Origin of the sequence: Shewanella sp. SM23, assembly GCF_025654295.1 — a bacterium.
In the GTDB taxonomy this organism is placed as follows: Bacteria; Pseudomonadota; Gammaproteobacteria; order Enterobacterales; family Shewanellaceae; genus Shewanella; species Shewanella oncorhynchi.
The window spans coordinates 14,558-30,329 of sequence record NZ_JAKKRM010000025.1; the positions used below are offsets into that span (position 1 = coordinate 14,558).

The following is a 15,772-nucleotide window of genomic DNA, read 5'->3' on the forward strand; positions in this document are numbered from 1 at the left end:
AAATCATTATGTGTACTAGCTCATATATGAACTGACAGCGTTGATTAAATAGCTAGACTTAATCGGACAATCTCAACTCGACCCCACCCAGCTCATTTCTGGACATTTTCAAGTTAGACTTTTAGCTCGAATTAGTGAATTTAGAATTAAAATTTCTATGGATAACGCCTACTTAAGCAGTTTAACCTCCATAACTTCTGAGTAGCTTAATGTTGAACAGTTACGGTTAGTTATTATTTTAAATGGGATTGATATCCATAACACTGCCCCTGATAGCGTGTTCTGGTCTAATCCCATCGGACACTTAACTTTGAGACAGTATGGTCAATAAATTAAGAGGTCAATATGAGTCTGAACAAATCACATAAGAGTTATCCGCAGGCATTTAAGGATGAAGCCGTCTTGATGGTGCTGGAGCAAGGTTATAGCGTTGCCGATGCGAAAAAGCCTCTTGGAGTTAGCACTAGTCTGCTTTACAACTGGAAGGAAAAACACGAAGCCTTGCAGCAAGGCCTTACCTTAGAATAGTCTGAACGTAATGAGTTGAAGAAATTTCGTATATAAAAAAATTATTACGCATGGAGAAAGAAATGATAAAAATACCCAAGGGGCACACCGAGGCCAGCGCCTTCTTTGCGAGAGAAATAATGAAGTAAAATTTAGTTTCATCAAACAGCAATCTAACCGGTTTCCCATAACACTGTTATCCATCGTTTCACACTGATTCTACTGACCAGCATACTTGCGAGAGCGGTACGAGAATTACCTTCGCTGAAATGGAGTAAGCCTAAATAGCGCCTACGTTTGCGTGCACTTTTCTCCGATTTACTAAGGCTACGATGTTCGGATTATTCATATTTTTTATAATTAAAAAGCGAATATCAATTAGGCCACATAATTAATGTAAATTGTATTGCTGGCGTTGGCTTTATACCTGGGCTGAAAAACAAAAAATGAGTATCGCGCTTAGCGTAATTTTATTGAACATTCATCATATAGGTCATCCTCTGGAGCTGGTTTTGATTAGTATTGGTTCTTGTACAGAACTTGATGATTGTGCTTTTTGGGCTTCTTCGATGCGTAAGTCAATAGTGGCAACTAACTTGGAAAACGCCGCCATCGAAGAAGCTCACGAGTTAGTCACCGTGGCGGACGATGGCGTGACGATGGCGTGACGAGGCGGGTGTGTCACTCCCAAATCGAGGTGTTCTATGTGGAACTTGCGAACGTTCTTTAGCTGCAGCGCTTGGCTCAGCCAAATCCGCAAGGATCGGGCAATCCGGGCGGCCATCGCCATGGCAATTTTCAGCTAGCTGCTCGAGCGTTTGCACCATAGCTTGTAGTTCAACGATCTTCGCCTTCAGTCCGTCGGCATGGGAGAGCGCCAACGCCTTAACGTCGGCGCTCGCGCGATCTCGGTTGCACCACAAGACCAAGAGTTCCGAGATTTGTTCGACAGAAAAGCCAAGGTCGCGTGCGCGACGGATGAAGCGAAAGCTTTGCGCGTCCGCCGAGTTGTAATTTCGGTAGCCAGCATCAGAACGGTTAGCTTTGGGTATCAAGCCAATCTGTTCGTAGTAGCGAATCATCTTCGCCGAGATGCCGGACAACTTGGCTGCTTGACCAATATTCATCATTCTCTCCTTCTAGTAAATTAATCAAATACGCCCAAAAACTGAGGTTTACCTACGCACAGATATTTCTCTGGGCGTAAAGAACACGTCGGCATACAGGTATTCAGATCGCATTCATGTTGTCTATATTCCATCTGAAGATTGCTCAGAGCTAATGTGGTGATCAAATGCATATAGTCCCGCCACACCTCAGGTGTGACGACTCTTGCAGTGGCAAAGAGATGTTCTCGGGCGTCGCTATAATCGTCCTTGAGGTGATCCAAGGGCGTATTTGGTGAAAACATGTTGTGTTACTCCTTCAACAATATTCGTCTACCAAGCGTGACTTTTGCGCTACCACCCCAAAAGCCAATGACTTGGTGTGGGTTTAAACCATCATCGGAGCCCTGAAACGCTTGAGTCGGAGCGCGTTGCCGAGCACAAATATACTGGAAAGTGCCATTGCGGCCGCTGCGAAAATTGGCGAAAGCAAGGTGCCATTCAACGGGTAGAGCGCACCCGCCGCAACCGGGATCAACACGGCGTTGTAGGCGAAGGCCCAGAAAAGGTTCTGCTTAATGTTACGGATCGTGGCCTGACTAAGCGCGATCGCATTCGTCACTCCACGCAAGTCGCCCGACATTAGCACCACGTCAGCAGCTTCTATCGCTACATCGGTTCCCGTGCCGATAGCGAGCCCAACATCAGCTTCGGCGAGTGCTGGCGCGTCGTTGATACCGTCTCCCACGAAGGCGACTTGCGCGCCATTGTTCCGGAACTTCTTCAGCGCCTCGACTTTACCATCGGGGAGGACCTCGGCTAAGACTTCATCGATGCCAAGCTGCTCGGCGATCGCCGCAGCGGTCGCCGCATTGTCGCCAGTGATCATCGCGACTTTCAGTCCGAGCGCGTGCAGCGCCTTGATTGCTTCAGGCGTTGTATCTTTGATTGGATCTGCGACTGCAATCACCGCTGCCAAGCGGCCGTCGATCGCGGCATAAAGTGGGCTCTTGCCTTGCTCGCCAAGACGCAGGGCGGTGGACTGCAAGCTCGACACATCCAGACCGAGCTGCGTCATAAACCGATCCGCACCGACGGCGACGGTACGACCTGCGACCTTGGCCGACACGCCGAAGCCCGGTGTTGCGTCGAAGCTCTCAATAGGTGCAAGGGCGAGGTTCAACTGCTTTGCGGCTGTGACGATCGATTCGGCAATCGGGTGCTCGGAGCGGGTCTCGACGGCCGCAACAAGAGCAAGAACTTCGTTGTATTCAAATCCCTCGGCAGGCACGAGATCGGTCAGCTCGGGGCGTCCTTTGGTCAGCGTGCCAGTTTTGTCGAGCGCGATAACGCTCACATCGCGCAACGCCTGCAAGGCTTCGCCCTTACGAAAGAGTACGCCGAGCTCGGCCGCACGGCCGGTGCCAACCATGATTGAGGTCGGCGTTGCCAGTCCCATAGCGCACGGACAAGCGATAATAAGAACCGCGACCGCATTAACGAGCGCAAAGGTCAGCGCTGGGGACGGGCCGAAGATTAGCCAGACTAGGAAGGTCAGCGTGGCAGCTGCCATCACCGCTGGGACGAACCACATGGTCACTTTGTCGACCAGCGCCTGGATCGGCAGCTTTGACCCCTGCGCTTGCTCGACCAGACGAATGATCTGCGCGAGCACCGTATTCGCGCCGACCTTGGTGACGCAAAAACTGAAAGCGCCCGTCTTGTTGATAGTGCCACCGACAACTTCGGCTCCCACCCCTTTAGATACGGGCACCGGCTCACCGGTGATCATGCTCTCGTCAACATAGGAGGCACCTTCGACGACTTCGCCGTCGACCGGAATCTTCTCGCCCGGACGAACGAGCACTATGCCACCAGTCATCACCTGATCGAGCGGTATTTCAAACGTTTCGCCGTTGCGCTGGACGCATGCGGTCTTAGCCTGAAGTCCGACGAGCCGCTTGATCGCTTGCGAGGTTCGCCCCTTGGCGCGCGCCTCCAGCATGCGTCCGAGCAGGATCAAGGTAACGATGACAGCAGCAGCTTCAAAATAGACGTTGGCAGTGCCTTGCGGCAGCGCTTCAGGGGCAAAGGTTGCGACGATCGAATAACCATAAGCCGCCGCGGTGCCGACCGAGACCAGTGAGTTCATGTCGGGAGCACCACGCAGCAACGCCGGTACCCCTTTTAGGAAGAAGCGCAGACCCGGACCGAACAGGACCAGGGTGGCGAGCACGAACTGCACATACCAGTTGGTCTGTTGCCCCAGAACCCCCATCACCCAATGATGCATGGCGGGAATAAGGTGAGAGCCCATCTCAAGGATGAATACGGGCAAGGTGAGGATGGCTGCAGTGATGAAAGAACGTCGCAGTGCCCGCGCCTCGCTCTCACGACGCTCAGTGTCCTGATCGCCAGCATTCGCCGTTTCGGCGGACAAGCGACGGGACTTGTAACCCGCCTGTTCGACAGCGGCTTCAAGATCTGCCGTGGAGACGACCCCTGCAAAATGGCGCACCCTCGCGCGCTCGGTCGCCAGATTTACAGTGGCTTCGAGCACACCCGGAATTTTTACGAGCGCTTTCTCTACCCGGCCCACACACGATGCGCAGGTCATGTCCTCGATCGCCAACTCGATGGTCTCTTCGCGAATGGTGTAGCCAGCGTTCTGAATGGCGTGGACAACCGCCTGCGGATCGGCTACGCCGGTGAAAGTCATGTCGGCGCGTTCGGTAGCGAGATTGACCACGGCCGTCTGCACCCCGGGGACCGCTTTCAACGCTCGCTCGACACGGCCGACACATGATGCACACGTCATGCCTTCGACAGGCAGGCTCAGACGAGTGCCTGCGGACACGGATTGATTGGCGTTTTGTGGCAAGGAAACAGAAGCCATTGAACTACTCCTTAAATGTTGAGTTAAAAAAAGCTTAATGCTTCCAGCTATGGGAAGGTCAAGTCCTATGTGTGATTTATTTCACGACGCGTCCGTTCGAAATGCCGTCGGCGCCACTGCAGTCCTGATCCGCCTGCGCGCAGATCTCCCAACCGCCACCCAGCGCCTTGTAGATACTGACAACGGCAAGCCGTTGGTGGGTGCGAGCGATTGCCAGCGCACGCCGGCTTGCAAAGTCGGACCGTTCGGCTTCGAGCACATCAAGGTAGATGCCTTCACCAGCTGAGAACCGCACATGGGCAAGACGAGCCGCCTCGCGATTTGCAGCTGACTCAAGCAGACGCAGCTCAAGCGTGCTACCCGCGGCGCCATAGGCTTTGAAGGCATCCTCAGTTTCCTGCAGTGCGCGCAACACGGTCTGGTCGTAGACGATCAACGCCTCTTGGGTACGTGCCTCGCTGGCGGCGATGCGGGCACGCACGCGCCCAGTATCGAAAAGAGACCAGCGAATGACCGGGCCAAGGAAGCTGGACAACACTCCGGAGCCATTTACTTCATCGAGACTTCCAGCAACAAGCCCGATTGAACCATGCACTTGGATCTCGGGGTAGAGACCAGCCGTCTCGAACCCAATCCGAGCGGTCGCCGCAGCAAGAGTCCGTTCAGCCGCCGCAATATCAGCACGCCGAGAAAGGAGTGCTGCGGGATCGCCCACGGCGATTATTCGAACAGCAAGCGCTTCACGCGCAGGCGTTACAGCGGGTGGTCTAAACGTCTGGGGCGTTTCGCCAAGAAGGATGGCCAGTGCATTGCTGGAGGCCGCACGGCGGCGCTCCAATTCTGGCACGGCCACCTCGACATGGTGCAACAAGGCCTCGGCACGGAGCTGGTCGAATTCGCTGGCAGAACCGGCGTGCACGAGACGTTCGACCAGGCTCAGGCTTTCGCGCTGGCTTTGGCTGATGTCGGCGGCTACAGCTAGTTCGGCCTCGATACCGCGTAGCTCGAACCAAGTGGCAGCCACCGCAGCAGCGACCCCCGCCTGCACACCACGCAGCAGAGCCTCGCGGGAACCTGCTTGCGCCTGAGCGGCCTCCACCGATCGCCGCACACGGCCAAAAAGATCGATTTCCCAGGAAGCGTCTACCGCGCCGCGATAGGTTTCTATCTGACGCGACTGACTATGGGGCGTCTCGACCTCACTCCGGCGACGGTTCTCATAACCAAGCTCAGCGCCACCGCTCGGCAGGAAGCCCTGACGGCTCTCACCCAACATGGCCTTTGCCTCTTCGAGCCGAACGACAGCGATACCTATGTCATGGTTCGCCGCGAGCGCCTGCTGGATCATGATGTTCAGAGCTGGATCGTCGAAGGTGCCCCACCACTTCACCTCAACGGCCCCTGTTCCAAGACCGGCGGGAGGCTCACTGAAACTGGCCGGAAACTGCGATGAAGGTAGTGAGTAGTTTGGGCCCACCGCCGCGCATCCAGTCAAGATGAGCGCACTCAGGGGTAACAGAACTGCTTGGTAGGGGCTTCTCATGACATGCTCTCCTCAATGTGCGGCTTAGCACTTGAACTGTGCCGCTCGAAGTGAGCCTCCAAGCCACGTATCACTACATAAAAAACCGGCGTCAGGAATAATCCGAACAATGTCACGCCGAGCATACCTGCGAAGACCGCAATCCCCATAGCCTGACGCATTTCGGCCCCAGCACCGCTTGCCAATATCAACGGTACGACGCCAGCAATAAATGCCAATGAGGTCATCACAATAGGCCGCAACCGCAATCGACAAGCCTCAACGACCGCCTCCAGCGCACTTGTTCCTGTAGCTTCGAGGCTGCGTGCAAACTCGACGATCAATATTGCGTTTTTGGCCGCCAAACCGACGAGCACGATAAGCCCAATCTGCACAAAGACGTTGTTGTCGCCCCCAGCCAGCCAGACACCGGTAATCGCGCTCAAAAGACACATCGGCACGATCAGCAGAACCGCCAGAGGCAGCAGCCAGCTGTTGTATTGCGCGGCGAGGATGAGATAAGCGAGCAGCACGCACAATGGGAAAATGAACAGCGCAGAATCGCCAGCCAGTTTTTGCTGGTAGGTAAGATCAGTCCATTCGAAGCTCATGCCTTCAGGCAAAACCTCCTTGGCTAATCGTTCCATGACCGCAACAGCCTGCCCCGAGCTGACGCCAGCCATCGCACCGCCCGAGATGTCGGCCGTAGGGTAACCGTTGTAGTGCATCACGCGGTCTGGGCCGGCACTTGGCGTCACAGTGACAAAGGATGACAACGGCAGCATATCTCCGGCCGCGTTGCGCACCTGCAGGCGGCCGATAGATTCGGCTTGCATGCGGTGGTCTGCATCGGCTTGGGCCGTCACCTTATAGGTTCGACCGAAGCGGTTGAAGTCGTTGATATATAGAGAGCCGAGATAGACCTGAAGCGACTCAAACACATCCGCCAGACGAACCCCCTGGCTCATGACCTGAGTGCGATCGATGGTGACATCTAACTGCGGCGCATTGATGTCAAGACTGGTCATAAGCCCAGCCACCTCGCCCGACTCGGTAGCTTTTGTCATCAGGATCTGGGTCTGCTGCACCAGAGCTGCTAGCCCAGCACCGCTGCGGTCCTCGACCTGCATCTTAAATCCGCCCGTCGCGCCAAGGCCAGGCACCGGAGGTGGCGGGAACACGCCGAGGAAACCATCGGGGATGCTGGCAAATTGGGCTTGCAAGCGCCCCGCAATCGCCATCGCGCTGAGATCGGGTGTAGTGCGATCTTTAAACGGGTCGAGCATGATGAATATGACCGCGGCATTTGGCACATTGATGAAACCATTGATAGAAAGGCCGGGAAACGCAACGACGCTTTCGACACCTGATTCGGTCAGCGCGATCTTCGACATCTGTTTGACGACTGCATCGGTGCGGTCCAGTGACGAGGCGTTTGGCAGCTGGGCGATTGCGACAAGATAATATTTGTCCTGCATGGGCACGAAGCCGGGCGGGACGGCCTTGAATCCGAAGAAGGTCAATGCAAGGAGTCCGGCGTAAACCAGAAGCGCCACGCCGCTAATCCGCACGACCTTGCGCACCGTATTGCCATAAGCGTCAGGTGCATGCTGGAACGGCTGGCCTAGTGTCCGAAACAACTGATCGGCGCGGCCACGCAAACTGCGCGGAACTCGCACTATTGCCGCCTGGCGCGGGCGCAACAAGAGTCCTGCGAGCGCAGGGCTGAGCGTGAGTGAATTAACTGCTGACAGAATGGTTGAAATCGCAATCGTGAGCGCAAACTGTCGATAGAACTCACCCTGCAAGCCGCTTAGAAAAGCGGTCGGAATGAAAACGGCGGCAAGTACCGAGGTGATCGCGATAATAGGACCGGTGACTTCGTCCATGGCAAGCCGTGCGGCCTGAATGGGTTCCTCACCATTTTCGATGTGACGTTCGACATTCTCGACCACTACGATCGCGTCATCGACGACGATCCCGATTGAAAGCACCAGGCCAAACAACGACAACGTGTTCAGTGAGAAGCCCATCAGATGCATGACGGCAAAGGTGCCGATCAGCGACACTGGCACCGCTATAAGGGGTATGAGCGAAGCACGCCAGTTGCGCAGGAACAGCACCACCACGATAACGACAAGAAGAATCGCCTCCAACAAGGTGGTTACCACCGACTCCAGCGAGGCACGGACAAACACCGTCGGGTCATACGCGATGCGCGAGCTGAGTCCTTCCGGAAAGTTGCCTTCAAGCCGCTGCATGGTTGTACGCACCGCCTGCGCAACGTCGAGTGCGTTAGCGCCCGGACTCTGGATGATTTGCAGCGCGACGGCAGGTTCACCGTCAAGCAGACTGCGCAATGCGTAGGTATCGGCCCCCATCTCAATGCGGGCGACATCGCGCAAGCGCGTCACCTGGCCGTCGCCGCCTGTTCGAATGATGATGTCGCCGAACTGCTCCTCATCAGTTAACCGCCCGAGCGTGTTCACTGTCACTTGGAACGCAGCACTGGAATTGGGAGCCTGACCGACGGAGCCAGCCGCCACCTGTACGTTCTGCTCGCGCACAGCGGCAATCACATCGCCCGCTGTCAGCCCTCGTGCGGCGATCAGGCTCGGATCGAGCCAGAGCCGCATACTATATTCACCAGCTCCCCAAACTAGAACGTCGCTGATTCCCGGGATACGGGACAGATCATCGCGCACCTGGAGGTAAGCGTAGTTCGAAATATAGAGAGGGTCGTAGCGTTTGTCTGGCGATAATAGGTGAACCACCATCAGGATGTCCGGCGAGGTCTTCTGCGTGATGACGCCTTGGCGCTGCACCTCCTCCGGCAAACGCGGCAGCGCTCGGGAGACGCGGTTTTGTACCTGGATCTGTGCCATATCGGCATTCGTCCCTTGCGCAAACGTGACGGTCAGGATCATTCGGCCGTCAGTGGCTGATTGTGACGACATGTATAGCATGCCCTCGACCCCGGTGATCGCCTGCTCGAGTGGCGCGGCTACCGTTTCAGCAATCACCTTGGGATTGGCGCCCGGGTAGGAAGCGGTCACCTGAACCGTCGGCGGCGTCACGGTCGGATACTCGCTGAGCGGCAATTGGAAGAAAGCAACGATGCCAGCGAGCACCATCAAAACTGAAAGAACGATGGCAAAAATCGGGCGATCGATGAAGAAACGTGGGAATGTCATTGTACGGCTCCCGAGGTTTGTGACACCGCAATAGGTGTACCGTCAATCGCAGCGGACTGTGGCGTGACCTGCATGCCCGGGCCTACCAGCCCCTTGACGACAATGTGCTCGCCGGGCTGTAGACCTTGTTCGATCACGCGCAACCCCTCGACCACAGGACCCAGATCGACGGGCCGGTATTCCGTCTTGTCGTCTTTGCCGACAACGAGCACATAGTGGCTACCTTGATCGGTACCAATCGAATAATCGGAAACCAGAACCCTAGCTTGCGGCGCTCCGGTCTCTAGTTTGACCTTGGCAAAAAGACCGGGCGTCAAATGCCCATCGGGGTTGTTGACAACGGCGCGGATACGCACTGTTCCCGTCCCACGATCGCTGGTGTTGGAGAGGAAGTCGACACGGCCTGGCCTCGAATACGTCTTGTCGGTGAGCAGTGCCACCATGACCTTTTCCGCCTGTGCACCATGCGTGGTAGTGTGGTCTCGGCCTGCGGCGAGCGATCGCAAATAAGTGCGTTCGTCTACATCGAAATAGACGTGGATGGGATCGATAGAAACAATAGTCGTGAGTGGCGTCTCGCCGCTGAAGACGTAGTTGCCTTCTGTAACGAGGGCTTGGCCGACACGTCCACTGATCGGCGCCGTGACACGTGCGAAACTCAGATCCAATTGTGCGGCATCCACCGCTGCCTTTGCGGCGTCGACCTGTGCTTTGCTTGCATTCATAGAGGCGGTTGCGATGTCGAAGCGATCACGAGCAACGATCTTTTGGGCAAATAGCTGTTCGGCTCGTGCATATTCCGTTTGGGCAAGTATCGATGCCGCTTCAGCCTGGCGCAGGTGCGCCGTCGCGGCGTTCAGCGCGGCTTGGAACACCCGAGGATCAATGAGAAAGAGCTCGCTGCCCTTTTCGACGAAGCGTCCCTCGGGCAGGCTTACGTTCTGAATATAGCCAGCAACCCTCGGGCGCAGCTCAACCCGCTTGACCGCGGTCAGCGAACCTGTGAGTTCGACAAATGGCGTCACCGGACGAACGATCACTTCGGCCACCGGAACGCTTGGTGGCTTTGCGGGACTGACAGAGGGCATCGCCTCCTTGCATCCTGCGATAGCGAGTGCAACGCTTAGCGCCACAGTGGTTATGGTTATGCGTTTGACCTTCATCATTTTTTCCTTTCTCGATAGCAGTCGACAGTTAGTTTTGCTGAGCCGAGGTAGCTCCTACTGTATTTATCCGGCTTACTACGCTTAGAAGGTCAAGTGTTTTTTTTTGATTAGTAAGGGGGGCCTTGCGAGACGCAGCGAAGTCTAACTCTGATGACGAAAAAATCATGATCAGCGACGAAAATCGCTAAGTATTAAGGCATGCACATAGAAGAAAACTTCCTCGACAAAAAAGCCAGACATACGGCCTTGGCTGCTACGACCACTGCACTTACAAATGAGAGCGATTGGAAGTGTTATTACTGCTGGCAGCTTTAGCCTACTGGTTGCATTCATGTTAGGGCTGACAGCAGAAATGGCCTGATTGCAGTTCCAAGCAAACAGCATTAAACACTGGCGAGTTTTACCGTTCGACTACTTGGGTATGAGGAATGTAAGCTCGCAAACTTAGAGCTTAGAACTAAGCAGATACAGGCTGAAATAAGGAAATGATGTTCTGGCCTTAAGTGTCAGACTGAGCAGTAATCAAAATGAAGAAGAGCTGATACTATGATTAAATTCGTGGTGATCACTCAGGTGTTTGAGCAGGGCTAGCGCATGAGTGCCATTGCCTTAATTGCATTAGATTTACTTCTGTCTGTGAGCGTTCAGTGTACTGTTCAACCCATATTAGACAATTTTAATTGAGAATTTTTGAACTCTACAGGTGACAGATCACCATTAGCAGAATGACGTCACTCCAAGTTCTAATATTTCATTTAAACAGTCACATCTAGCTTAAAAACTCCCTTGTTGGTTGAGCAATGTTAAAAATCCAATCGAGTTTTAAGCTACCAAAGAAACGCTCAACGAAGGCATTATCCCAACACGCACCTACCCATACTGTCTCAAAATTAAGTGCTGAAATAAAATTAGACCGGAGCAGGTGCAGTGGTATACAGAGTCTGACCATTATATTGGCGGTGATATTACATTTTTGGAAACAAATTCAATTACTCTGTCTTTAAATTATATCCATTTATAACTCGTTATGGGCGGATAAGCAGCACCTCTGTTACTAGGTGCTGCTCTCCTAAAAACTGTACATGCAACTTTCACTGCCACAGCTCAAGCCTCCACTAAGATGCACTGTCAATTGGCGGTATTTTGCGACTTGCAGCTTCTATCTACACTGCAACAGGTTGACTCAGGTTTGGCCGGATATCCAATTTCCTCCAGAGCGTCGAGTATTTCGTCTTGCGATTGGCTGCTTTGTACATTGATACTACGGCTGGAGAGATCTGCTGTTACGACTGCATCGGCGTCAAGTTCCTTTATTGCACGGTTGATCAAGCCAAAACAGTGGTTGCAGGTCATATCGGTAATTTTTAACGTTAACATCGTAAATCTCCTTTGCTAAAGTGGGCAGCTAAAATTCTGCACCTTGCTACAGGGAGAAGGTCAAGGCTTATTTTCTGTGATGTTACCCAGTACCTGTTGTGCCAAAATGGCATAATGTGAGCAGGGGTCGCCAGTGCTGCAATCTGATAGCAGCTGCAGTACTTGCTGCATTTGCTGTAGCTCACTGCTCTTCCCTTTAATGCTGCTCTACCAGCTGTTTGACTTTACGGCTTTCCCGCTCTAGATCGCACCAGAGCTGCAGTAAGGATAAATGTCATTTCATGAAAACCCCTATCTTCTAGCGCGAGCTATAAACTCCAACAGTTGTAATTGCTGACAGTTATACAGTAGCTGGCTTTAGTGCGTGGAGCCTTATTTAACCTGAACTCGGGATAAGAAACTTTGAACTAATAGCCCCCCAAGGGATCGGAACTTTCGACCAAGAAAAACCCATTATACCGGAGGGAATATAGTTATTTTGATCATGATTTTTTATCTCAAAAGATTGTCTTCGTTGAATTCAAATAGTCTTCGTTTTAATTCCATACTTACACTTCTGATAAAAATAGAGTGATAAATTACTTAAAAACTATATTATTAAATATAAATAAAGTCATATTTCGGCAGTCTTCAATCAGATGCAGATTGATTTATTAGCGCTTAAAATCATAAATTATGAAAATTTGAAGCCTCCCAAAGAAAATCTTATTTTCTAACTCGTTGTTTCTACGTATTTCCCAAACTCATTTTGTATGAAAAGCCACAGTTTTGTGTTCGTGGCCACTCAGAATGAGATTTCGCAGCAGACTGAGATTTGCTTTTTTCGCCGATATCTTCTGGCCATCTTACCTGCTCTTATTTGGGTATTAGTACGATTAACTAAGTTTGTGCTTGGGGACTTGATGATGGTTTGTTGCTACCTCTCGTCGCGCGTGCTGGCACTTTGCCAATTTGAAGATGTACTGCAAATACGCCAGCAACAAAAACCGATGCAATTATCACTCATATAATGAAGCAATGTTGCCTGTTAAAACTATATAAATACTTACGATTTAGCTTAAAGCATAGACTCTAAGGTTAAAACCCACATTCGTCATCGGTAATGATGTGGGTTTTAAGAAGCATGATCTTAAAGTCGTTAGTATTTATGCAAAAAATTCAATTTCCTTAAATAAGGTCGAGCCAACCCCCTGCCCCGAGCTGTAAAATCAACAATAACGTTTTTTACTACAGCAAACGGCAGCTTGCGAAACATAACATCAGATCGGTATATGGAACATCACCCACTTCAAGCAAGGTCAGTAGGCTGATTGACTCAATAACTAGACCATCCATAGTGCACCTCAATTCGTTATTTTTTAATATTATACGCATAGATGCGACAGCTTGTGTCGCAACTAAAAGGTATTTGTACAACGGACTCTTATATCATCGCTAGGCACTGAATTTGCGATAGCTTGTGGTACAGAAAGTGGTTTAAGTGGCTTGTTGGATGACGATAATTAATTTATCGCTCATCTACTACTAACATGTGAAGTGGTTCAATGCCACCGTCAAATACGACAAGCTGGTGATTTGACATAGGGCGGATGAATGAGAATAATACGCGGCAGGTTGCAGAGAAGCCTGTCCGCAAAAGATGATATCACTCTGATAAATTAACAGCGTTGCGAATCGATTTCATATCGAACCCACAGCAATCAAATAAGTTTGGCTTAGCGGAATGCCAATAAACTTAGGAGAATTGTTTGTGAAACATGCAACAGCTAACACTTTAAAGCCCGCCGGTATCAATGTTGAACCTTCTGACATTGTTCCCTTGGCAGTCACCGAAACACCCTCCCACGGGAAATATCACTCAGGATCTCAGCCAACTGAGTCCTTAGGTACGTTAGCTATCCCCACTTTGTATTTGCGCTTTGCGTTACCCATGGCATTGGCCATGATGCTCAGCGGAAGCTACAACTTAGTCGACTCTTATTTTATTTTAAAATACATCGGTGCCGATGCATTGGCTGGGGTGACGATTGCCTTCCCGTTACAAATGATGATTTTTGCTTTGGCCTGCATGATAGGAAATGGTACTGCGACCTTAGTGAGCCGATTTTTAGGGGCAAATGCGTTTGATAAGGCGAGTCAAATCGCGAACACTGGTTTTGCGTTAGCCCTATGTTGCGGCGTGATAGTGACTATCTTGTCACTCGCCCAGCTTGATCATTTATTGGCGTTTATTGGGGTAAGCTCAACACTTGCCTTAGTTGCTACAGAGTATCTACAACCCATTCTCTATTTTAGTCTATTCACTTTTTTGTTATCTCTTAGCGGCGATTTACTCAGAGCACAAGGCAAAGTCGTGGTGATGCTGCTGGTTATCTTGTTGTCGGCGGTCATGAACATCTTGTTCGATACACTCTTTATTGCCGTTTTAGATATGGGCGTTAGCGGAGCCGCGTGGGCAACGGTGGCGGGTCAATGTGTGAGTCTATTTATTGCAGCCGTCTATTTTGTCCCCAATAACCGTTTTGCCAGTAAACAGGCGCTTTATAAGCAAGCTGCCCAGCCTATTTGTTTTAGAATTGAGCAGATAAAGCTCAACCTCACTGAGATAAAAGCGATTCTTGGCTTAGGTAGCCCTATATTATTGTCATATCTTGGGATTGCCTGCGTGATCTCATCGGTAAATCATATTTTAGTCAGTCATTTAGCCAATGTAGTGCCCAATACGCCAGCGGCGAATGAGGTCGCGTACATGATCAGCGCTTATGGTTTGATCGGACGCTTTAATATCTTTATCGCCCTGCCGCTCATGGCACTTACCAGCGCAGCGCAAACGATCAGTGCGTATAACTATGGGGCGATGGCATCTTCTCGGGTGTTAGCGTGTGCTAAATGGGGAATCGTCTTGACCTGCTGTTATCTGAGTATAGTGACAATTGTATTTATGGGTTTTCCTACCTCGGTTTTTGGTATTTTCACCGATGCCCCCGCACTCATTGCCGCCTGTATTAAAATCTCGAGTGTGACGTTTATCACCCTACCTTTGGCGGGGATCACAGCTATTGCGATTGCTGTGTATCAAGGCACAAATCGCCCTAAGCTTGCATTGCTATTATCTGGGATAAAAATCTATGGTTTGTTACTGCCCCTGCTGGTTCTGTTACCTCAACTATCCTTTACAAATATTTCATTTATCACAGGTGCATTAAACATTAATATCATGCCAAACGCTTTGACTGAGTTATGGATGGCCTTTCCAATTGCGGACATCTTAGCTTGTCTCTTGAGTTTATTGATCATCAGTATTTGGCCTTTCATTCACGTGCCGCGAGCAAATCGAGTCAGTCATGGAGGTAATGCAAAATGAAGTTAGCCAAGATGAAAGACTCAAGCGCCATCGCATTAAATGAAACCAAAGTTCGCGCTAAAAAACTGCTCAAAGCTTGTCAGCAGGATGAGCCGTTAGCCAAGCAAAGAGTCGCGACCTTAATGGCGAAATTGGGCATATCACACTCAGATCTCCAGCTTAAGCATTGCCAACAAGTGATTACACGTGAGCTAGGTTTTATCGATTTTCATCATTGCCAGCGAGTCCTGTCGGGTCAAGCCATACTAGGGGATGATTGGGGAGGCTTATTCCACACTAAGCAATGCGACACATTACTCAATCATTGGTTTACTGGCTATTTAGCCGCGCGTGAGTTTAATGCGCAAGCTGAGGGCACATTGCTACTCCCCTACAAGAAGCAGTTTTTTGTAGTGGAGCGGCGGGATTACTGCAATGCGCTGAATTTGCAGATAATTTTTCAACCAGTGGATAATGCTGGCGAACCGACTATCCTGCGAGATCTGGTGAGCAGCTATGCTAATGCAGATTGGCATTCCTTTGCTCTTGCCATGGTCTAACACAAACTCCCCAAAGTGTAATGATGGCTGAGATTGTCTGGCATCATGTTGAATGAGCAAATCTAGAGTTAAATGATAAAGACCAGCAAGGTCATCAGTGC

At 51.3% G+C, this 15,772-nt stretch carries 10 protein-coding genes and 3 pseudogenes; 3 read left to right on the top strand and 10 right to left on the bottom strand.

Annotated elements, in window-relative coordinates:
• Positions 1 to 345 precede the first annotated feature (345 nt).
• Positions 346 to 706 (top strand): annotated as a pseudogene (locus L5L98_RS20450) (transposase); the annotation flags it as partial.
• Here the strand turns inward: L5L98_RS20450 and L5L98_RS20455 are convergent.
• The 10 genes and pseudogenes from L5L98_RS20455 to L5L98_RS20500 all read right to left on the bottom strand — a co-directional run.
• A pseudogene (locus tag L5L98_RS20455) lies at positions 702 to 856 on the bottom strand (IS630 family transposase); the annotation flags it as partial. The pseudogenes L5L98_RS20450 and L5L98_RS20455 sit on opposite strands and share 5 nt — an antisense overlap.
• 280 nt (positions 857 to 1,136) lie before the next feature.
• The gene (cueR, locus tag L5L98_RS20460) at positions 1,137 to 1,637 is read right to left on the bottom strand and encodes a Cu(I)-responsive transcriptional regulator (protein WP_317633968.1); all 501 of its coding nucleotides are present in this window, start codon (positions 1,635 to 1,637) and stop codon (positions 1,137 to 1,139) included.
• Positions 1,638 to 1,654: 17 nt separating this feature from the next.
• Positions 1,655 to 1,918, bottom strand: coding sequence for a hypothetical protein (locus L5L98_RS20465; protein WP_263143173.1), 264 nt, complete (start codon positions 1,916 to 1,918; stop codon positions 1,655 to 1,657).
• A gap of 83 nt (positions 1,919 to 2,001) precedes the next feature.
• Entirely contained in the window at positions 2,002 to 4,509 is a 2,508-nt protein-coding gene (locus tag L5L98_RS20470) for a heavy metal translocating P-type ATPase (protein WP_263143175.1), read from the bottom strand.
• A gap of 76 nt (positions 4,510 to 4,585) precedes the next feature.
• On the bottom strand, positions 4,586 to 6,052 hold the full coding sequence (locus L5L98_RS20475) for a TolC family protein (RefSeq protein ID WP_317633969.1): 1,467 nt from the start codon (positions 6,050 to 6,052) through the stop codon (positions 4,586 to 4,588).
• Positions 6,049 to 9,225 carry an efflux RND transporter permease subunit gene (locus tag L5L98_RS20480; protein ID WP_263143177.1) on the bottom strand — a complete coding sequence of 1,059 codons (3,177 nt, stop codon included), beginning with the start codon at positions 9,223 to 9,225 and terminating at the stop codon, positions 6,049 to 6,051. The genes L5L98_RS20475 and L5L98_RS20480 overlap by 4 nt, the downstream gene beginning before the upstream one ends.
• Positions 9,222 to 10,391 carry an efflux RND transporter periplasmic adaptor subunit gene (locus L5L98_RS20485; RefSeq protein ID WP_317633970.1) on the bottom strand — a complete coding sequence of 390 codons (1,170 nt, stop codon included), beginning with the start codon at positions 10,389 to 10,391 and terminating at the stop codon, positions 9,222 to 9,224. Before L5L98_RS20485 ends, L5L98_RS20480 begins: the two co-directional genes overlap by 4 nt.
• 656 nt (positions 10,392 to 11,047) lie before the next feature.
• Positions 11,048 to 11,265, bottom strand: a pseudogene (locus L5L98_RS20490) (IS3 family transposase); the annotation flags it as partial.
• Positions 11,266 to 11,519: 254 nt separating this feature from the next.
• Entirely contained in the window at positions 11,520 to 11,768 is a 249-nt protein-coding gene (locus L5L98_RS20495; RefSeq protein WP_263143180.1) for a heavy-metal-associated domain-containing protein, read from the bottom strand.
• 1,227 nt (positions 11,769 to 12,995) lie between these two features.
• Entirely contained in the window at positions 12,996 to 13,142 is a 147-nt protein-coding gene (locus L5L98_RS20500) for a hypothetical protein (RefSeq protein ID WP_219252338.1), read from the bottom strand.
• A gap of 376 nt (positions 13,143 to 13,518) precedes the next feature.
• On the opposite strand from L5L98_RS20500, the gene L5L98_RS20505 reads away from it, so the two are divergent.
• Complete coding sequence (locus tag L5L98_RS20505) at positions 13,519 to 15,132, top strand: MATE family efflux transporter (protein ID WP_263143183.1); 1,614 nt, start codon at positions 13,519 to 13,521, stop codon at positions 15,130 to 15,132.
• The gene (locus tag L5L98_RS20510; RefSeq protein ID WP_263143184.1) at positions 15,129 to 15,671 is read left to right on the top strand and encodes a hypothetical protein; all 543 of its coding nucleotides are present in this window, start codon (positions 15,129 to 15,131) and stop codon (positions 15,669 to 15,671) included. Before L5L98_RS20505 ends, L5L98_RS20510 begins: the two co-directional genes overlap by 4 nt.
• Positions 15,672 to 15,772: the final 101 nt, after the last annotated feature.